Annotated in this window: 1 protein-coding gene (cut by a window edge); it reads left to right on the top strand. The window is 72.8% G+C overall.

The genetic code is table 11. The features are described from left to right. A protein-coding gene (locus ABGB17_RS18380) for a non-ribosomal peptide synthase/polyketide synthase (RefSeq protein ID WP_347631024.1) crosses the window boundary here: on the top strand, positions 1–22,567 show its 3' portion. Its footprint begins 5,201 nt before the window's first position; only the last 22,567 of its 27,768 coding nucleotides appear in the window; its start codon lies beyond the left edge, outside the window; the stop codon is at positions 22,565–22,567.

The raw sequence follows: 22,567 nt of genomic DNA, 5'->3' as shown, positions 1-22,567 counted from the left end.
CGCCTGGCTGGCCGAGCAGGATCTCGGCGCGGGTGAGGGCTTCTGGCGGGAGTACCTCGCCGGGTTCGAGGCCCCGACGCCGCTGCCGGTGGACCGCCAGGCCACCGACCACTGGGCGCAGGACCGCCGTCGCGTCGAGCTGTCGGAAGAGGTGTCCGCCGCGCTGGTCGAGCTGTCGCGCCGCGCCCGCGTCACCCTCGGCACCGTCGTGCAGGCCGCGTGGGCGCTCATGCTGTCCCGCTACAGCGGCGAGCGCGACGTGATGTTCGGCCTCACCGTGTCGGGACGCCCCGCCGAGCTGGCCGGCATGGAGTCCATCGTCGGCCTGTTCATCAACACCCTGCCCATGCGGGTCGAGGTGCCCGCCGAGCTGTCGTTCGCCGAGTGGCTGCCGCGCCTTCAGGACAACCAGGTCGCGGTGCAGCGGTACGAGTACACGCCGTTGGTGGACATCCAGCGGTACTCGGCGATGCCCCGCGGCTCGTCGCTGTTCCACAGCATCATGGTCTTCGGCAACTACCCGCAGGAGGAGCTGCCGCAGGGCGCCGGCGACGCCCCCGGCGAGCCGGCCTTCATGCCGATGGACTCCCTGGAGCAGGGCAACTACCCCCTGACCTTCGCGGTGGACCTCGCCGAGCGGCTGTCGCTGGAGGTCGAGTTCTCCACCGCCGCCTTCGACGGGACGTCGGTGGACCGGCTGCTCGACCGTTTCGCCGGGGTGCTCGGCGCGGTCGCGGCCGACGCCTCGATGCCGGTGCGCGAGGTCGAGCTGACCCTGCCCGGCGAGCGCGAGATGCTCGTGGAGCACTGGTCACGCTCCGGCCTGCCCGTCGTGGACGACGTGCTGGACGGCAGGGCCCTGGTGCCGGTGCACGAGCTGGTCGAGGAGTGGGCCCGCCGCATCCCCGACGAGATCGCGGTCGTCAGCGGCACCACCCGCCTCACCTTCGCCGAGCTGGACGCCCGCGCCGAGGTGCTCGCCGCGTGGCTGCGCGAGTCCGGCGCCGGCCCCGAGGTGCCGGTGGGCGTGGTGCTGGGCCGCGGCGTGGACCTGGTGGTCGCGTTCATGGCGGTGCTCAAGACCGGCGGCGTGTACGTGCCGCTGAACGTGGGCCAGCCGGTGGACCGCCTCGCGTTCATGCTGGAGGACTGCGGCGCCCGGGTGCTGGTCAGCGGCACCGGTCTGGCCGGGAGCCTGCCGGCGTTCGGCGGGCCGGTCCTGATGATCGACCGCCTCAACGACTACGACTTCACCCAGCGGGTCGCGAGCACCGGCGTCAACGGCAATCATGCCGGCGGAGTGCTCGAAGGGCACGTCGTGGGTGCCCGCGCGTCGCTGGACGGCCTGGCGTACGTGGCGTTCACCTCCGGCTCCACCGGCCGCCCCAAGGGGGTCGCCGTGTCGCACCGGGGCCTCGCCGGGTACGTCGCCGGCTGGGGCGAGGTGTTCGACCGGCTCGGCGGCGCCGGAGTCATGCTGTCCATGGCCGGCGCCGGGTTCGACGTGTCGGTGGGCGACATCGTGCGGGCGGTGTGCTTCGGCCGCGCGGTCGTGTTCACCCCGCAGAGCGACTTCGTGTCGGTGGCCGACCTGCACCAGGTGCTGGAGGAGCACCAGGTGGAGATCGCCGAGATCGTCCCCGGTTCGCTGCTGCGTGAGCTGGCCGGGTACTGCCGCGACGCCGGCGGGCTCAAGCACCTGCGCCTGGTGATCTCGGGCACCGACATCTGGCGGTACGAGGCCCTGCTGTCCAGCGTGGCGGACGTCGCGCCGGTCGGCATCCCGGCGAACGTGTACGGCGTGACCGAGGCGGCCATCGACTCGCTGCTCATGCCGCTGCTCACCGGCGAGCAGCCCGAGCCGCCGCCGGGCGCGGTGGCCGTGGACTCCTCCGGGCTGATGGTGCCGGTCGGGCGGCCCCTCGCGGGGGTGCGGGTCTACGTCGTGGACGAGTGGCTGAACGTCGTCCCGGTGGGGGTGACGGGCGAGCTGCTGATCGGCGGCGTGGGCCTGGCCCGCGGGTACGTCGGGCGGGCCGGTCTGACGTCGGAGCGGTTCATCGCCGACCACCTCGGCGGGGTGCCCGGCGAGCGGCTGTACCGCACCGGTGACCGCGTGCGGTGGCGGGCCGACGGCATGCTGGAGTTCCTCGGCCGCACGGACGAGCAGGTCAAGATCCGCGGGTTCCGCATCGAGCCCGGTGAGATCGAGAACGTCCTGGCCGAGCACCCGGACGTCCAGGAGGCGGCGGTCGTCGCCCGCGACGACGGCCCGAACGGCAAGCGGCTGGTCGGCTACGTGGTGGCCGAACCCGGCACCACGATCGAGGTGTCCGAGCTGCGGGTCTTCCTGCGGGCCCGGCTGCCCGAGTACATGGTCCCCGCCGTCCTGATGGTGGTGGAGGGCTTCACGCTCACCGCCAACGGCAAGGTGGACCGCCGCGCGCTGCCCGAGCCGGACGTCGCCACCGTCGTCGCCGGCGTCGAGTACGTGCCGCCGCGCACCGAGGCCGAGCTGGTCCTGGCCGGCATCTGGTCGCAGGTGCTCGGGGTCGAGCGGGTCGGCGTGCAGGACAACTTCTTCGAGCTCGGTGGCGACTCCATCCTGAGCCTGCAGATCGTGGCGCGGGCCCGCGCGGCCGGCCTCCAGCTCGACGTCGCGGACGTGTTCGCGCGCCAGAGCATCGGGGCCCTGGCCGCCGCCGTCCGTCAGGTGCCCGCCGTGGTGCTGGCCGAGCAGGGGACCGTGACCGGGCCGGTGGAGCTCACGCCGATCCAGCACTGGTTCACCCGCCAGGACGTCGCCGACCGCGACCACTGGAACTGGTCAGGCGTGTTCGAGCTGGCCCCCGGCGTGGACGCGGCGGCGCTCGGCCGTGCGCTCGACACGGTGGTGGCGCACCACGACGCGCTGCGCCTCCGCTTCACCCACGACGCCGAGCAGGGCGCCTGGGTGCAGGAGAACGCCGCCGAGGAGACCGCCGAGCTGTTCACGGTCGTGGACGCGGCGGACCTGAGCCAGGAGCGCCTGGAGACGCTGGTCACCGAGCGCATGACCACCCTGCAGGGGTCGCTGAGCCTGGCGGACGGCCCGCTGCTGCGGGCCGCGTACTTCGAGCGCGGCGACCAGCCGGGCTGGCTCGGGATCACCGTCCACCACCTGGCGATGGACGGCGTCTCCTGGAACATCCTGCTCGAGGACCTGGACCTCGCCTACCGGGCGATCCGCACCCAGGGCTCCGCCAAGGGCGCGCTCGCCCCGAAGACCACGTCGTACCAGCAGTGGGCCGGTGAGCTGCGGACGTTCGCCGCGTCGCGGGACGCCCGCGACGAGCTCGGCTACTGGCTTGAGCAGCTCGACTCCGGCTTCGAGGTCCCCGTGGACCGGGCCGGGACGTTCGACGGGGACTCCGTCCGGATCGTCCGCATGGAGCTGGACGCCGAGGCCACCTCCGCGCTGCTCACCCGGGTGCACAAGGCGTACCGCACGCAGATCAACGACGTGCTGCTCGCCGGCCTGCTCCAGGCCCTCGGCCGCTGGGCCGGCACGCGCCGCGTGACCATCGACCTGGAGAGCCACGGCCGCGAGGCGGTCACCGATGGCGTGGACCTGTCCCGCACCGTCGGCTGGTTCACCTCGATCTTCCCGGTGGCCCTCTCCAGCGCCGACCTGTCCGACCCGGCCGGCGTGCTGAAGTCCGTCAAGGAGCAACTGCGCGCCACCCCGCGCCGCGGCGTCGGCTACGGCGCCCTGCGCCACCTCACCGAGCCCGAGCCGGGGGACGCGGCCGCGCTGCGGCGGCTGCGGAGCCTCGCGGGCCCGCAGGTGCTGTTCAACTACATCGGCGGCGCCGACGTCGCCGGGGACGAGTCCGTCGGCCTGGTGGCCCGCGAGCTGCCCGCCGAGCTGGCCGGGCCCACCGGCGAGACCGGCTCCCACCTGCTGCAGATCGAGGCGTTCCAGACCGCCGAGGGCCGCATGGCCTTCGAGTGGTACTACAGCCCTGAGCTGCACGACGCCGTGACCGTCGAGCGGGTGGCACGCGAGCACGTCGAAGCGCTGCGCGAGCTGATCGAGCACTGCCTGTCGCCCGAGGCCGGCGGCCACACCCCGTCGGACTTCCCCCTGGCCACCCTGGACCAGGCCGCGGTGGACCTGCTCACCGCGTCGGCCGGCTCCGCCCGCGTCGCGGACGTCTACCGGCTGGCCCCCGTGCAGCAGGGCATGCTCTTCCACGTCCTGGAAGCCCCCGCCGGCGGCGCCGGCGTCTACTGGGCGCAGGGCATCTACGAGGTCGGCGGCCACCGGGTGGACCCGGAGGTCATGCGTCAGGCCTGGGACACCGTGCTGGAGCGGCACACCGCGCTGCGCACCGGGTTCGTCTGGCAGGGCGTGCCGGAGCCGGTGCAGGTCGTGCACGAGGGCCTGCGCGTGCCGTTCGAGTTCATCGACTGGTCCGCCGCCACGGACGACCGCCAGCGGCAGACCCTGCTGGAGGGCCTGCTGCACCGCGACCGGGAGCAGGGCTTCGACCTGGCCCGCCCGCCGCTCATGCGGGTCTACCTCATCGACCGCGGCGACGACCGGTACTGGATGATCTGGGCGCTGTACCAGGGCATCTGCGACGGGTGGAGCCTGCCCGTCGTCATGGAGGACGTCTCGCAGGTCTACGAGGGCCTGCGCCAGGGCACCCCGGCCGCGCTGCCCGCGGTGCGGCCGTACCGCGACTTCATCGAGTGGCTGCGCCGCGGCGACACCGCCGAGGTGGAGCGCTTCTGGCGGGAGTACCTCGCCGGGTTCGAGGCCCCGACGCCGCTGCCGGTGGACCGGCAGGCCACCGACCACTGGGCGCAGGACAAACGTCAGGTGGTGTTGTCGCAGGACGAGACGGCGGCGCTCACCGAGCTGTCCCGCCGCGCCCGCGTCACCCTCGGCACCGTCGTGCAGGCCGTCTGGGCGCTGCTGCTGTCCCGCCACAGCGGCGAGCGTGACGTCATGTTCGGCCTCACCGTGTCGGGCCGTCCCGCCGAGCTGGCCGGCATGGAGTCGATCGTCGGCCTGTTCATCAACACGCTGCCCATGCGGGTGGACGTCCCGGCGGACGTGCCGTTCATCGACTGGCTGCGCCGCCTCCAGGACAACCAGGTCGCGGTGCAGCGCTACGAGTACACCCCGCTGGTGGACATCCAGCGGTACTCCGAGGTGCCCCGGGGTTCGTCGCTGTTCAACAGCATCATGGTGTTCGGCAACTACCCGCAGGAGGAGCTGCCGGCCGACCTGGACACCGCACCGGCCGACGACCCCGGGTTCCTGCCGACCGAGTCGCTGGAGCAGGGCAACTACCCCCTGACCTTCGCGGTGGACCTCGTCGACCGGCTGTCGCTGGAGGTCGAGTTCTCCACCGCCGCCTTCGACGGCACGACCGTCGACCGGCTGCTCGACCGCTTCGCCGCCGCGCTCCGCCTGGTGGCCGCCGACGCCACCGTGCTGCCCCGTGACATCGACATCGTGCTGCCCGGCGAGCGTGAGCGCCTCACCGGCCCGTGGTCCCGCACGGTCGCGCTCGCCGACGAGGCGCTGGTGCCCGCGCACGAACTGGTGCGCCGCCAGGCCCGGCGCGTCCCCGGTGAGCTCGCCGTGGCGTGCGGGGACGACCGCCTGACGTTCGCCGAGCTGGACGCCCGCGCCGAGGCCCTCGCCCGGTGGCTGCGCGCCTCCGGCGTCACCTCCGAGGTGCCCGTCGGCGTGGTGCTGGGCCGCGGCGTGGACCTGGTGGTGGCGTTCATGGCGGTGCTCAGGGCCGGTGGCGTGTACGTGCCGCTGAACGTGGGTCAGCCGGTGGACCGCCTGGCGTTCATGCTGGAGGAGTGCGGCGCCCGGGTGCTGGTCAGCGGCACCGGGCTGGCCGGGGACCTGCCGCCGTTCGACGGCCCGGTGCTGATGGCCGACCGCCTCGACGAGGAGGCGCCGGCCGACGGCGGCCCGGTGGAGGCCGAGGCCGACCTGGACGGGCTGGCGTACATGGCGTTCACCTCCGGCTCGACCGGCCGGCCCAAGGGCGTGGGGGTCACGCACCGCGGTCTGGCCGGGTACGTCGCCGGGTGGGGCGAGGTGTTCGGCGGGTTCGGCGGCCCGGGGTCGATGTTGTCGATGGCCGGTGCCGGGTTCGACGTGTCCGTCGGCGACATCGTGCGGGCGGTGTGCTTCGGCAAGGCGGTGGTGTTCACCCCGCAGAGCGACTTCGTGTCGGTGCCCGAGCTGCACCGGGTGCTGGCCGAGCACGAGGTGGAGATCGCGGAGATCGTCCCCGGTTCGCTGCTGCGTGAGCTGGCCGGGTACTGCCGCGAGTCGGCCGGGCTCGAAAGGCTCCGGCTGGTGATCTCCGGTACCGACATCTGGCGGTACGAGGCGCTGGTGAGCGCCGTCGGCGACGTCGCGCCGACCGCGATCCCGGCGAACGTCTACGGCGTCACCGAGGCCGCGATCGACTCGCTGCTCATGCCGCTGGTGTCCGGCAAGCTGCCCGCGCTGCTCCCGGGGGCCGCGGAGGTGGACCCCGCGGGTTCGATGGTGCCGGTCGGGCGCCCGCTGGCCGGGGTGCGGGTCTACGTGGTCGACCCCTGGCTCAAGGTGGTGCCCGCCGGGGTGGCCGGCGAGCTGATGGTCGGCGGTGTCGGCGTGGCCCGCGGGTACGTCGGCCGGGCCAGGCTCACCGCCGAGCGGTTCGTCGCCGACCACCTCAGCGGCATCCCCGGGCAGCGGCTGTACCGCACCGGTGACCGGGTGCGGTGGCGGGCGGACGGCATGCTGGAGTTCCTGGGCCGTACCGACGAGCAGGTCAAGATCCGCGGGTTCCGCATCGAGCCCGGTGAGATCGAGAACGTGCTGGCCGAGCACCCCTCCGTGCAGGAGGCCGCGGTCGTGGCCAGGGACGACGGCCCGAACGGCAAGCGCCTGGTCGGCTACGTCGTGCCCGAGTCCGGCGCCGCGGTGGACGTCGCCGAACTGCGCGTGTTCCTGCGGGCCCGCCTGCCGGAGTACATGGTGCCGGCGGTCCTCATGGTGGTCGAGGCGTTCACCCTCACCGCCAACGGCAAGGTGGACCGGCGGGCGCTGCCCGAGCCGGACGTCGCCGCGGTGGCCGCCGCGGTGGAGTACGTGCCGCCGCGCACCCACGCCGAGACCGTCCTCGCCGGCATCTGGTCGCAGGTGCTCGGCGTCGAGCGGGTCGGCGTGCAGGACAACTTCTTCGAGCTCGGCGGCGACTCCATCCTGAGCCTGCAGATCGTGGCGCGGGCCCGCGTGGCGGGCCTCCAGCTCGACGTGGCCGACGTGTTCGCGCGGCAGAGCATCGAGGCGCTGGCCGCCGCCGTGCGCGAGGCCCCCGCGGTCGTGCTGGCCGAGCAGGGGACCGTGACCGGGCCCGTCCCGCTCACCCCGATCCAGCACTGGTTCACCCGGCAGGACATCGCCGACCGCGACCACTGGAACTGGTCCGGCATGTTCGAGCTGGCCCCCGGCACCGACGCGGGCCTGCTGGCCCGCGCCGTGGACGCCCTCGTCGCGCACCACGACGCGCTGCGCGTCCGCTTCGCCTACGACGCCACGCTCGACGAGTGGACCCAGCACAACGCCGCCGCCGAGCCCGCCGAGGTGTTCCACGTCGTGGACGCCGCCGGGCTGGCGCGGGACGACCTGGACGAGCTGGTCACCACGCGCATGACGGCGCTCCAGCGGTCGCTCTCCCTGGCCGACGGGCCGCTGCTGCGGGTCGCGCTGTTCGAGCGCGGCGGCGAGCCGGGCCGGCTCGGGATCACCGCGCACCACCTGGTGATGGACGGCGTTTCGTGGAACATCCTGCTGGAGGACCTGCACCGGGTGTACGAGGTGCTGGCCCGCGGCGGGCGCCCGCAGGACGCGCTCGGGCCGAAGACCACCTCGTTCCAGCAGTGGGCGGAGGAGCTGCGGGACTTCGCGGCCTCCCCGGGCGTGCGTGCCGAGGCGGGCTACTGGCTGGAGCAGCTCGAGTCCGCGGCCCAGGTGCCCGTGGAGGGCTCCGGGGTCAACAGCGAGGAGTCGGGCCGCACGGTCCGCGTGGAACTGGACGCCGGGACGACGTCCGCGCTGCTCACCCGGGTGCACAAGGCGTACCGCACGCAGATCAACGACGTGCTGCTCGCCGGCCTGCTGCGGGCACTCGGCCGGTGGGCCGGGAGCGACGCGGTGGCCATCGACCTGGAGAGCCACGGACGTGAGGCGATCGCCGACGGCGTGGACCTGTCCCGCACCGTCGGCTGGTTCACCTCGATCTTCCCGGTCGCCCTGTCCAGCCCGGACCTCGACGACCTCGGCGGCGTGCTGAAGTCCGTGAAGGAGCAACTGCGCCGCACCCCGCGCCGCGGCGTCGGCTACGGCGCGCTGCGTTACCTCACCGACGCCGACGCGGGCACCGACCCGTCCTTCGCCGGGACCCTGCGGCGGCTGCGCGGCCTGCCCGGCCCGCGGGTGCTGTTCAACTACACCGGCGGCGCCGACGTCGCGGGCGACGAGTCCGTGGGCCTGCTCGCCCGCGAGCTGTCCGGCGACCTCTGCGGCCCCACCGAGGGCGAGGAGCAGTCCCGGTCGCACGTGCTGCAGATCGAGGCGTTCCAGACCCCCGAGGGCCGCATGGCCTTCGAGTGGTACTACAGCGCCAACCTGCACGACACCACGACCATCGAACGCGTCGCCCAGGCGTACGCCGACGCGCTGCGCGAGCTGGTCGAGCACTGCCTGTCCCCGGAGGCCGGCGGCTACACCCCGTCGGACTTCCCGCTGGCGCGGCTCGACCAGGCCGCGGTGGACATGCTCGCCGCCGGCACCTCCGCCGAGCACGCGCTCACCGGGCAGGTCGTGCGCGTCGGCGACGTCTACCCGCTGGCCCCCGTGCAGCAGGGCATGCTCTTCCACGTCCTGGAGGGCTCCGACGACGGCGTCGGCGTCTACTGGGCGCAGGGCCTCTACGAGCTGGCCGGGCACCGGGTGGACCCCGCCGTGCTGCGGCGGGCGTGGGACACCGTGCTGGAGCGGCACGACGCGCTGCGCACCGGGTTCGTCTGGCAGGGGGTGCCCGAGCCGGTGCAGGTGGTGCACGACGGCGTCGGCGTGCCGTTCGAGGCGCTCGACTGGTCGGACACCACCGACGAGGCCGAGCAGCGGGCCCGCCTGGAGGAGCTGCTCCAGGCCGACCGCGAGCGCGGCTTCGACCTCGCCCGGCCGCCGCTGACCCGCGTCTACCTGATCGACCGCGGCGCCGAGCGCTACTGGATGATCTGGGCGCTGTACCAGGGCATCTGCGACGGGTGGAGCCTGCCTCTCGTCATGGACGAGGTGTTCCTCGTCTACGAGGGCCTGCGCGGCGGCGAGCGGGCGGACCTGCCCGCGGTGCGGCCGTACCGGGACTTCATCGAATGGCTCCAGGACCGGCGGCCCGGCGAGGCCGAGGAGTTCTGGCGCCGCTACCTCGCCGGCTTCGAGGCGCCGACCCCGCTGCCGGTGGACCGGCAGGCCGCCGACCACTGGGCCCAGGACAAGCGGCGCGTGGAACTGCCCGTCGAGGTGACGTCCGGGCTGGTCGAGCTGTCCCGCCGCGCCCGGGTGACCCTCGGCACGGTGGTGCAGGCCGCGTGGGGGCTCATGTTGTCGCGCTTCAGCGGCGAGTCCGACGTGATGTTCGGCCTCACCGTGTCGGGCCGCCCCGCCGAGCTGGCCGGCATGGAGTCGATCGTCGGCCTGTTCATCAACACCCTGCCCATGCGCATGGACGTGCCCGACGACGTGCCGTTCGCCGAGTGGCTGCAGCGGCTCCAGGACAACCAGGTCGAGGTGCAGCGCTACGAGTACACCCCGCTGTCCGACATCCAGCGGTACTCGGCGGTGCCGCGCGGCTCGTCGCTGTTCAACAGCATCATGGTCTTCGGCAACTACCCGGAGGAGGCGGTCTCCGACAACGCCGAGGCGGCCGCCGGCGAGGACGACGGCGACGCGTTCGCGTCCATCGAGTCGTTCGAGCAGGGCAACTACCCGCTGACGTTCGCGGTGGACCTGCGCACCCGCCTGGAGATGGAGGTCGAGTTCTCCACGGCCGCGTTCGACGGCGCCACGATCGACCGGCTGCTCGACCGCTTCGCCCAGGTGCTCGGCACCGTCTCGGCCGACCCCTCGGTGCTGGTGCGCGACATCGACATCGTGCTCCCCGGCGAACGGGAGGCGCTGGTCGCCCAGTGGGCGCGCTCGGTGCCGGTCGCCGACGAGGCGCTCGTGCCGGCGCACGAGCTGGTGCGGAGCTGGGCGCGGCGCACGCCTGACGCGGTCGCGGTGGCGTGCGGCGAGGCGCGGCTGACGTTCGCCGAGCTGGACGCCCGCGCCGAGGCGCTCGCCGGGTGGCTGCGCGCCTCCGGCGTCACGGCCGAGGTGCCCGTCGGTGTGCTGCTGGGCCGCGGCGTCGACCTGGTGGTGGCGTTCATGGCGGTGCTCAGGGCCGGTGGCGTGTACGTGCCGCTGAACGTGGGCCAGCCGGTGGACCGCCTCGCGTTCATGCTGGAGGAGTGCGGCGCCCGGGTGCTGGTGAGCCACACCGGGCTGACCGGCGAACTGCCCGCGTTCGACGGCGCCGTGCTGATGGTGGACCGCGTCGGCGCGCCACCGCCGGACGCCGTCCCCGTCGAGATCCCGGTCTCGCCGAACAGGCTCGCGTACGTGTGCTTCACCTCGGGCTCCACCGGGCGTCCGAAGGGGGTCGGGATCTCGCACCGCGGGCTCAGCGGCTACGTCGCCGGGTGGGGCGAGGTGTTCGACCGGCTCGGCGGCCCCGGGTCGATGTTGTCGATGGCCGGCGCCGGGTTCGACGTGTCCGTCGGCGACATCGTCAGGGCGGTGTGCTTCGGCAAGGCGGTGGTGTTCACCCCGCAGAGCGACTTCGTGTCGGTGGCGGAGCTGCACCAGGTGCTGGCCGGGCACGAGGTGGAGATCGCGGAGATCGTCCCCGGATCGCTGCTGCGCGAGCTGGCCGGGTACTGCCGTGAGTCGGGCGGGCTGGAGAAACTGCGCCTGGTGATCTCCGGTACCGACATCTGGCGTCATGAGGCGCTGGTGTCGGCGGTCGGCGACGTGGCGCCGTCCGCGATCCCCGCGAACGTCTACGGCGTCACCGAGGCCGCCATCGACTCGCTGCTCATGCCGCTGGTCCCGGAGGCCGGTGCGGTGAAGGTGGACGCCGCCGGGCTGATGGTGCCGGTGGGCCGTCCGCTGGCCGGGGTGCGGGTCTACGTGACCGACCCCTGGCTCAAGGTGGTGCCCGCCGGGGTGGCCGGCGAGCTGCTGATCGGCGGGGTCGGCGTGGCCCGCGGGTACGTCGGCCGGGCCGGCCTGACGTCCGAGCGGTTCGTCGCGGACCACCTCAGCGGCATCCCGGGGGAGCGGCTGTACCGCACCGGTGACCGGGTGCGGTGGCGGGCCGACGGGATGCTGGAGTTCCTGGGCCGTACCGACGAGCAGGTCAAGATCCGTGGCTTCCGCATCGAGCCCGGTGAGATCGAGAACGTGCTGGCCGAGCACCCCTCCGTGCAGGAGGCCGCGGTCGTGGCCAGGGACGACGGCCCGAACGGCAAGCGCCTCATCGGGTACGTCGTCGCCGAGCCTGGCGCCACGGCCGACGTCGCCGAGCTGCGGGCCTTCCTGCGGGCCCGGCTGCCCGAGTACATGGTCCCGGCCGTGCTGATGGCCGTGGACGCGTTCCCGCTCACCGCGAACGGCAAGGTGGACCGCCGCGCGCTGCCCGAGCCGGACGTCGCCACCGTGATCGCGGGGGTCGAGTACGTGCCGCCGCGCACCGAGCCGGAGCTGATCCTGGCCGGCATCTGGTCGCAGGTGCTCGGTGTGGAGCGCGTCGGCGTGCAGGACAACTTCTTCGAGCTCGGCGGCGACTCGATCCTCAGCCTGCAGATTGTGGCGCGGGCCCGCGCGGCCGGCCTCCAGCTCGACGTCGCGGACGTGTTCGCCCGCCAGAGCATCGGGGCCCTGGCCGCCGCCGTCCGTCAGGCGCCCGCCGTGATGCTGGCGGAACAGGGCACGGTCACCGGGCCGGTGCCGCTCACCCCGATCCAGCACTGGTTCACCCGGCAGGACATCGCCGACCGCGACCACTGGAACTGGTCCGGCGTCTTCGAGCTGGCCCCCGGCGTGGACCCGGCCGTGCTGTCCCGCGCGGTCAGCGCCCTCGTGGCGCACCACGACGCGCTGCGGATCCGGTTCGCCTACGACGCCGACGACAACACCTGGACGCAGCACAACGCCGCCGACGAGACCGCCGACATCTTCTCGGTGATCGAGGCCGCCGGGCTCGCGACGCGGCGCCTCGAAGACCTGGTCACCGACTGGATGAGCCTGTTCCAGCGGTCGCTGAGCCTCGCCGAGGGGCCACTGCTGCGGGTCGCGTACTTCGACCGCGGCGACGAGCCGTCCTGGCTGGGTGTCACCGTCCACCACCTGGTGATGGACGGGGTGTCGTGGAACATCCTGCTGGAGGACCTGCACCAGATGTACGAGGTGCTGGCCCGCGGCGGCACGCCGGACGGCGCGCTCGCGCCGAAGACGACCTCGTTCCGCCAGTGGGCCGAGCAGCTCCAGGCGTTCGCCGCCTCCGAGGACGTGCGGGGCGAGCTGGACTACTGGATGGACCAGCTCGACTCCGGCTTCCAGGTGCCCATGGAAGGCACCGGCGTCAACAGCGAGTCCTCGGGCCGCACGGTCCAGGTCGAGCTGGACGCCGAGACGACGTCCGCGCTGCTCACCCGGGTGCACAAGGCGTACCGCACGCAGATCAACGACGTGCTGCTCGCCGGCCTGCTCCAGGCCCTCGGCCGCTGGGCCGGCACGAACGCCGTCACCATCGACCTGGAGAGCCACGGCCGCGAGGCCGTCGCGGACGGGGTGGACCTGTCCCGCACGGTCGGCTGGTTCACCTCGATCTTCCCGGTGGCGTTGTCCGGCACCGATCTGAACGACCCGGTGGGCGTGCTGAAGTCCGTCAAGGAGCAGCTGCGCGCCACTCCGCGCCGCGGCGTCGGCTACGGCGCGCTGCGCCACCTCACCGAGCCAGGGGACGGCGACGCGGCGGCCCTGCGGCGGCTGCGCGGCCTCGCCGGCCCGCAGGTGCTGTTCAACTACACCGGCGGCGCCGACGTCGCAGGGGACGACGCGGTGGGCCTGCTCGCCCGCGAGCTGTCCGGCGACCTGTCCGGCCCGACCGAGGGCGACGAGCAGACCCGCTCCCACGTGCTGCAGATCGAGGTGTCGCAGTCCGCCGAGGGCCGCATGGTCTTCGAGTGGTACTACAGCGCCAACCTGCACCACGCCGAGACCATCGAGCGCGTCGCCCAGGGGTACCTCCAGGCGCTGCGCGAGCTGGTCGAGCACTGCCTGTCCCCGCGCGCTGGCGGCTACACCCCGTCCGACTTCCCGCTCGCCCGGCTCGACCAGGCCTCCGTGGACCTGCTCGCCGCCGGCACCTCCGCCGGCCAGGGCGAGATGGCCCGCATCGGCGACGTCTACCCGCTGGCCCCCGTGCAGCAGGGCATGCTCTTCCACGTCCTCGAAGCCCCCGCCGACGGCGCGGGCGTCTACTGGGCGCAGGGCGTGTACGAGCTCGGCGGGCACCGGGTGGACCCGGAGATCATGCGCCAGGCCTGGGACATCGTGGTGGAGCGGCACGACGCGCTGCGCACCGGGTTCGTCTGGCAGGGTGTCGCCGAGCCGGTGCAGGTGGTGCACGAGGGCCTGCGGGCGCCGTTCGAGTTCCTCGACTGGTCCGGCCTGGACGACGACGACGCGGGACGCGAGGCCCGGCTGGAGCGGCTGCTCCAGGTGGACCGCGACCGCGGCTTCGACCTGGCCCGCCCGCCGCTCATGCGGGTGTACCTGGTGGACCGGGGAGACGGCCGGTACTGGCTGATCTGGGCGCTGTACCAGGGCGTGTGCGACGGGTGGAGCCTGCCCATCGTCATGGACGAGCTGTCCCTGGTGTATGAGGGCCTGCGCCGCGGCGAGCGGGCGGACCTGCCCGCGGTGCGGCCGTACCGGGACTTCATCGCCTGGCTCCAGGGCCGCGACGCCACCGAGGTGGAGCGGTTCTGGCGGGAGTACCTCGCCGGGTTCGAGGCCCCGACCGCGCTGCCGCTCGACCGGCAGGCCGGCGAGCACTGGGCGCAGGACCGCCGCAAGATCGACCTCACGCCGGAGGTCACCGCCGCCCTCGTGGACGTGTCCCGCCGGGCGCGGGTCACCCTCGGCACCGTGGTGCAGGCCGCGTGGGCACTGCTGCTGTCCCGCTACAGCGGCGACCGCGACGTGACGTTCGGCCTCACGGTCTCCGGCCGCCCGGCCGAGCTGTCCGGCATGGAGTCGATCGTCGGCCTGTTCATCAACACCCTGCCCATGCGGGTGGACGTGCCGGGTGACGTGCCGTTCATCGAGTGGCTGCAGCGGCTCCAGGACAACCAGGTGGGCCTGCGGCGGTACGAGTTCACCCCGCTGGTGGACATCCAGCGGTACAGCGCCGTGCCGCGCGGCACCGCGTTGTTCGACAGCATCCTCGTGTTCGGCAACTACCCCGAGGAGGCCTTCGACGAGGGCACCGACCCCTCCGGCGAGGAGGGCGGCCTGCTGGCCCCGGTGGAGAACGTCGAGCAGGGCCACTACCCGATGACGGTGATGGTGGACCTGGAGGACCGTCTCGGTGTGGAGATCGCGTTCTCCACCGCTGTGCTGGACGCGGCCACGGTGGAGCGGGTGCTCGGGCACCTGGAGCGGGTGCTCGGCGAGGTCGCCGCCGACCCGGCCGTGCTGCCCGACGCCGTGGACGTGCTCGACCCGGTGGAACACGCGACGCTGACCGCGCCGGTCGCGGTGCCCGAGCCCGCCGGCACGGACCAGTCCATCGTGTCGGTCTTCGAGCGCCGGGTGCGTGAGACGCCGTCGGCGGTGGCCGTCAGCGGTGACGGTGGCCCGTTGACGTACGCGGAGCTGGACGCGCGGGCCAACCGCCTGGCGCACCTGCTGGTGGAGCGGGGCGCGGCGCCGGGCCGTCTGGTGGCGGTCACCCTGCCGCGCACCGTGGACCTGGTGGTCGCGCTGCTCGGCGTCGTCAAGTCCGGCGCCGGGTACCTGCCCATCCCGCCGGACTACCCGGCCGACCGGGTGACCTTCATGCTGGAGGACGCCGAGCCGGTCACCACGGTCAACGAGGAACTGCTGGAGCAGTCCGCCTCGTACGCCTCGTCTTCGCCGGGGGTGGCGGTGTCGGGGCGGGACGTGGCGTATGTGATCTACACCTCGGGGTCCACGGGGCGTCCCAAGGGGGTGATGATCGAGCACGCGAACGTGATCCGGCTGTTGACCTCCACGCAGAAGTGGTTCTCGTTCGGGCCCGATGATGTGTGGACGATGTTCCACTCGGCGGCGTTCGACTTCTCGGTGTGGGAGTTGTGGGGTGCGCTGCTGTGGGGCGGCAAGGTCGTGGTGGTGTCGTTCGAGACCTCCCGTTCCCCGGCCGCGATGCTGCAGTTGCTCGCCGATGAGCGGGTGACGGTGCTGGACCAGACGCCTTCGGCGTTCTACCAGCTCACCGCGGCCGACGCCGAGCGGCAGGACATCCCCGACCTGGCGCTGCGGTATGTGATCTTCGGTGGTGAGGCGCTGGAGGTGGCGCGCCTTGCTCCTTGGCGTGAGCGGCATCCGGACGTGGCGCTGGTCAACATGTACGGCATCACCGAGACCACGGTGCATGTGTCGTACCTGGTGGTGGACGACAGTGTGGTGCAGGGTTCCTGGCGTGGTTCGCCGATCGGTGTGCCGATCGAGGATCTGGCGGTGTATGTCCTGGACGAGCGGTTGCGTCCGGCGCCGATCGGTGTGCCCGGCGAGATGTACGTCGCCGGTGCCGGTCTGGCGCGCGGCTACCTGGGCCGGGCGGACCTCACCTCGACCCGGTTCGTCGCCGATCATGTCAGTGGCCGTCCGGGGGAGCGGTTGTACCGCACCGGTGACCGGGCCCGCTGGCGCGCCGACGGGAACCTTGAGTACCTGGGGCGTACCGACGACCAGGTGAAGATCCGCGGGTTCCGTATCGAGCCGGGCGAGATCGAGAACGTGCTGGCCGAGCATCCCGGTGTCCAGCACGCCGTGGTGGTCGCCCGCGACGAACCCACCCTCGGCAAACGCCTCATCGGCTACGCCGTCCCCAGGACCGGCATGCAGCTTGAGGTCGCCGACCTGCGGAGCTTCGTCCGCGGCAGGCTGCCGGAGTACATGGTCCCCGCGGTCTTCATGATCGTGGAGTCCTTCTCCCTGACCGCCAACGGCAAGATCGACCGCCGGGCCCTGCCCGAGCCGGACGCGGCCCTGGTGGGCACGATCGTCGAGTACGTGCCGCCGCGCACCGAGGCCGAGCGTGCCCTGGCCGCCATCTGGTCCGAGGTGCTCGGCGTGGAGCGGGTCGGCGCGCTCGACAACTTCTTCGAGCTCGGCGGCGACTCCATCCTCAGCCTCCAGATCGTCGCCCGCGCCCGCGCCGCCGGCCTCCAACTGGAGGTCGCCGACGTCTTCGCCCACCAGACCATCGGCGAGCTGGCCGCCGCCGTGCGCGACGCCCCGGCCGCCGTGCTGGCCGAGCAGGGCACCGTCACCGGGCCCGTCCCGCTCACCCCGGCGCAGCGCTGGTTCGCCGCACAGGTGATCGCCGGGCGCGACCACTGGAACCGCTCCGGCGTGCTGGAGCTCACCCCCGGCACCGACCCGCGCCTCGTGGGCCGGGCCCTTGAGGCGGTGGTCGCGCACCACGACGGCCTGCGCCTGCGGCTCGCCTACGACACCGCGCTCGGGGAGTGGACGCAGCACAACGCCGCCGACGAGCCCGCCGAGGTGTTCACCCTGGTGGACGCCGCCGGGCTGGACCGCGCCGCGCTTGAGGACCTCGTCACCACCACGATGACGCGCCTGCAGCGGTCGCTCAGCCTGACCGGAGGCCCGCTGCTGCGGGTGGCCTGCTTCGACCGGGGCGACCAGCCCGCGTGGCTCGGCGTCACGGTGCACCGCCTGGTGGCCGACGCGACCTCGTGGGGGCTGCTGCTCCAGGACCTCGACCGGGCTTACCAGGGCATCCTCGCCGTCGGCACCGCCGAGGGCGCGCTGCCGGCCAAGACCACCTCGGTCAAGCAGTGGGCCGAGCACCTGCGGAGCCTGCCGGAGCCGCAGGGCCCGGACCAGGTCAGCACCGGGTTCGCGGTACCGGTGGACTCCACCGGGGCCAACACCGAGGACTCGGCCCGCACGGTCCGCGTCTGGCTGGACGCCGAGGTCGCCGTCGCGCTGCGCACCCGCGCCAACCAGGCGTACCGGACCCGCGACGACGACCTGCTCGTCGCCGCCCTGGTGCAGGCGCTCGGCACGTGGACCGGGGCCCCCGGGGTCACGGTGGACGTCGCCGGCGACGGCAGGGACACCGCGGCGGACGGCATCGACCTGTCCCGCACGGTCGGCTGGTTCCCGTCGGTCTTCCCGGTGCGGGCGTCCGCGGGCGACCCGGGCGCCGTGCTGAAGACCGTCAAGGAGCAGGTGCGCGCCGCCGCCCCGTGGCGGATCGTCACCGGCGACCGGCAGGTGCTGTTCACCCGCGCCGCCCGCCACGAGCCCGCCGGCGTCGTCGCCCGCGAGCTGCCCGGCGCGCTGGCCGGGCCGTCCACCGCCGAGGGGCAGCTCCGCACGCACGTCCTGCACGTCGAGGTCGTGGACGCCGCCGACGGCCGCGTGGCGTTCGACTGGCACTACTCCGGCCACCTGCACCACACCGAGACCGTGCAGCGGCTCGCCGACCGGTACGTCGAGGCCGTGGAGCGCCTGGTCGAGCACTGCCTGGCGCCGGGCGCCGGGGGCTACACCCCGTCGGACTTCCCGCTCGCCGGGCTCGGCCAGGACGAGCTGGACGCCGTGGCCGCGGGCTCCGCGCCGATCTCCGACATGTACCCGCTCACCCCGGTGCAGCAGGGCATGCTGTTCCACACCCTGGAGGCCCCCGAGGACGCCTCCGGTGTGTACTGGGCGCAGGAGCTGCGCGAGTACAGCGGCGTGCGCATGGACGCCGACGCGATGCGCAGGGCCTGGGACACCGTGGTCGAGCGGCACGCCGTGCTTCGCACCCGGTTCGTCTGGGAGGGCGTCGCCGAGCCGCTGCAGGTCGTGCACCCCGCGATGCCCGTGCCGTTCGAGCTGCTCGACTGGAGCGACAGCGACGACGCGGACGTGCACCAGCGGCGCCTCGAGGACCTGCTGCGCGCCGACCGCGACCGCGGGTTCGACGTCACCGCGGCGCCGCTGATGCGGGTCTACGTGATGGACCTCGGCGGCGAGCGGTACTGGATGGTGTGGACGTTCCACCACGTCGTCATGGACGGCTGGAGCGTGTCCATCGTCATGGACGAGGTGTCGCAGGCGTACGAGGCGCTGCGCCAGGGCGAGCCGGCGGCGCTGCCCGACGTGCGGCCGTACCGGGACTTCATCGCCTGGCTGCGTGACCGCGACCCGGCCGAGGCCGAGCGGTTCTGGCGGGAGTACCTCGCCGGGTTCGAGGCGCCGACGCCGCTGCCGGTGGACCGCCAGGTCGCCGAGCACTGGGGCACGGACTACCACATCGTGGACCTGTCCGCCGAGACCACCGCCGCGCTGGAGCGGCTGGCCCGGCGCGCCCGGGTCACCGTCGGCACCGTGGTGCAGGCCGGGTGGGCGCTGCTGCTGTCCCGCTACAGCGGCGAGCCGGACGTGATGTTCGGCCTCACCGTGTCCGGGCGGCCCGCCGAGCTGTCCGGCATGGAGTCCATCGTCGGCCTGTTCATCAACACGCTGCCGCTGCGCGCGAACGTCCCGGGGGACGTGCCGTTCATCGAGTGGCTGCGCCGCCTGCAGGACAACCAGCTCGCGGTGCAGCGGTTCGAGTACAGCCCGCTGCTCGACATCCAGCGGTACTCGCCGATCCCGCGCGGGGCTTCGCTGTTCGACAGCATCCTCGCGTTCCAGAACCTCCCCGTGGAGGGCTCGGAGATCGAGGGACAGCAGGACATGTCGGCCGCGGACGCCGAGGGCTTCGACGCGCTGCTGATGTTCGAGCAGGGCCGCTACCCGCTGATGTTCTCGGTGGACATGGAGGAGCAGCTCGCGTTCGCGGTGGAGTTCTCCACCTCGGCGTTCGACAAGGCCACCATCGTGCGGCTGTTCGACCAGTACCTGCGGGTGTTGTCGGTGGTCGCGGAGAACCCCGAGATCCTCGTGCGGGACGTGCCTCTGCAGTCCAGGGACGAGCAGCGGCGGATGCTGGTGGCGTGGAACGAGACCGCGACCGCGAAGGTGCCGCGGGCGACGCTGCCGGAAATGTTCCAGGAGCAGGTCCGGCTCTACCCGGACAAGGTCGCGGTGGTGTCCGCGGGCCGGGAGATCACCTACGCGGAGCTGGACCGCAGGGCCGGTGAGGTCGCCGGCATGCTGCGCCGCAGCGGCGTCGGCGCGCTGGACAAGGTCGGCCTGCACTTCGAGCGCGGCATCGAGTACATCGTCGCCATGATGGGCGTCACGCAGGCCGGCGCGGTCTACGTGCCGCTCGACCCGTCGCAGCCGGACTCCCGTCTCTCCTACATGGTGAGCAACTCGGGCATCGGCACCGTCATCACCAACGTGGGCTGGCCCGAGGGACTGACGGACGCGGTGCGCCGCGTGCTGACCCTCGGCGACGTCCAGGAGGGTGACGCCGACACCGCGACGGCCCGGTGGTTCGCCGAGCCGGACGACCTGCTGTACGCGATGTACACCTCCGGGTCCTCCGGCCTGCCGAAGGGCGTCGAGGTCACCCACGAAGCCGTGGCGCGGATCTGCCGCGACCCGATCGTGGTGGTCCAGCCGGACGACGTGCTGTCCCACATCGTGCCGATCTCCTTCGACGCCTCGACGTTCGAGATCTGGGGCGCCCTGGTGAACGGCGCGACGCTGGCCATCGCCTCGGCGGACCAGATGGCCCGGCTCGACCTGGTCGGCATCCTGTGGGAGAACAAGGTCACCGTCTCGGTGGTCACCTCGGGCCTGTTCCACCAGGTCGCGGAGACGGCCCCCGAGGTGCTGTCCGGCCTGCGGATGGTGCTGTGCGGCGGCGACGCGCTGTCGGTGGCCCACTGCCGCAAGGTCAAGTCGCTGCTGCCCGACCTGAAGATCATCAACGCGTACGGCCCGACCGAGACCACCATCGCCTGCACGATGTACGACATCAACGTGGGCCTGCCGGACGGCGAGGGCGTCGTGTCCATCGGCGGCCCGCTGTCCGGGCGCCGGGTCTACGTGCTCGACGAATGGATGAACGTCGTACCGGTCGGCGTGGCGGGCGAGCTGTTCGTCGGCGGCGCCGGCGTGGCCCGCGGCTACGTCGGGCGGCCCGACCTCACCGCCGAGCGGTTCGTCGCGGACGTCGTGTCCGGGGTGCCGGGCGACCGGCTGTACCGCACCGGCGACCGGGTGCGCTGGCGGGCCGACGGCATGCTGGAGTTCCTCGGCCGCGTGGACGACCAGGTCAAGATCCGCGGGTTCCGCATCGAGCTCGCCGAGGTCGAGGCCGCGCTGAATGGCCACCCGAGGGTGCGCGACTCGGTGGTCGTCGCCCGCGAGGACGGCGCGTCCGGCAAGCGCCTCGTCGGCTACGTGGTGTACGAGGAGGGCGACGGCGAGGCCGACGTGCTCGGGTACATGCGGCGCAAGCTGCCCGAGTACATGGTGCCCGCGCTCGTCATGCCGATCGCCGCCATCCCGGTCACCCCCAACGGCAAGGTCGACCGCCGGGCGCTGCCCGAACCCGACTGGACGCTGGAGCAGGCCGCCGAGTACGTCCCGCCGGTCACCGAGGTCGAGGTGGCGCTCGCCGAGGTCTGGGCGCAGGTGCTCGGCCTCGAGCGGATCGGCCTCACCGACAACTTCTTCGAGATGGGCGGCGACTCCATCCTCAGCCTGCAGATCGTGGCCAAGGCCAAGGCCGCCGGGCTGAAGCTGAAGGTCGCCGACATCTTCACCCACCAGACCATCGGCGAGCTCGCTCCCGTGGTGGAACGCGGCGCGTCCGCGGTCGAGGCCGAGCAGGGACAGGTCTCCGGGCCGGTGCCGCTCACCCCGATCCAGCACTGGTGGGCCGGGCACGACATCGCCGAACGGGACCACTGGAACTGGTCCGGCCTGTTCGAGCTCGCCCCCGGCACCGACTCGCGTGCCCTGGAGGCGACGTTCGCCACCCTGCTGGACCACCACGATGCCCTGCGGATGCGCTTCACCCGCGACCCCGAGAGCGGGGTCTGGTCGCAGCACAACGCCCCGCACGAGGACGCCGCGGTGTACTCGGTCTACGACGCCGCCGGCCTCGACCGTGCGCGGCTGGAGGACCTGGTCAGCGAGCGGATGACCGCCGCCCAGACCTCCCTCAGCCTCGCCGAGGGCCCCGTCGTCCAGGCCGTGTACTTCGACCGGGGCGACGAACCCGCCTGGCTCGGCATCGTCGCGCACCACCTGGTCATGGACATGGTGTCGTGGAACGTCCTGCTGGAGGACCTGGACCTGGCGTACCAGGCCATCGCCGCCACCGGCACGGCCGAGGGTGCCCTGGCACCCAAGACCACCTCGTTCCAGCGGTGGGGCGAGGCGCTCACCGAGTACGCCGAGTCTCCCCAGGTCAAGGCGGAACTCCCGTACTGGACCGAACAGCTCGACACCGGCTTCACCCTGCCGGTCGACGTCCCCGGCGGCGGCAACACCGAGGCCACCACCGACGTCGTCGAGGTCGAGCTCGACCCCGGGTCCACCTCGGCCCTGCTCACCCGCGCCAACCGCGCCTACGGCACCCAGACCGTGGAACTCCTCCTCGCGGCCTTCGCGCGTACCCTCGCCGAATGGTCAGGCCACGACAAGGTGACCCTCGACCTGGAGAACCACGGCCGCGAGGACATCGCCGGCGACCTCGACCTGACCCGCACCGTCGGCTGGTTCACCTCGGTCTACCCCGTCTCCCTGACCACGGCGGCCGACCCCGCCCACCTGATCACCACCGTCCGCGACCACCTCCGCACCGTCCCCACCCGCGGCGTGGGCTACGGCGCCCTCCGTTACCTGTCCGACCCCGCCGACCCCCGGATCAGCACCTTCCGCACCCTCCCCGTCCCCGTGGTCAGCTACAACTACCTGGGCGGCTTCGACGCCGTGGAAGACGACTCCGTAGGCCTCCTCGCCGACGAACTCCCCGGCGACCTCTGCGGCCCCACCCTCTCCGGCGACCAGTCCAGAGCCCACATGCTCCAGATCGAAGCCTCCCAGTCCGGCGAAGGCAGCCTGGTCTTCGAGTGGAACCACAGCACCGCCCTCCACACCACCGAAACCATCACCCAGATAGCCACCCGCTACATAGAAACCCTCAAGACCCTGATCACCCACTGCCTCACCAAGGCAGACGACCAGCCCTGA

This window comes from Sphaerisporangium sp. B11E5, from assembly GCF_039871875.1.
Taxonomy (GTDB): Bacteria; Actinomycetota; Actinomycetes; order Streptosporangiales; family Streptosporangiaceae; genus Sphaerisporangium.
Note: the sequence above shows the minus strand (reverse complement) of the source record. Positions and strands in the feature narration are given on the sequence as shown.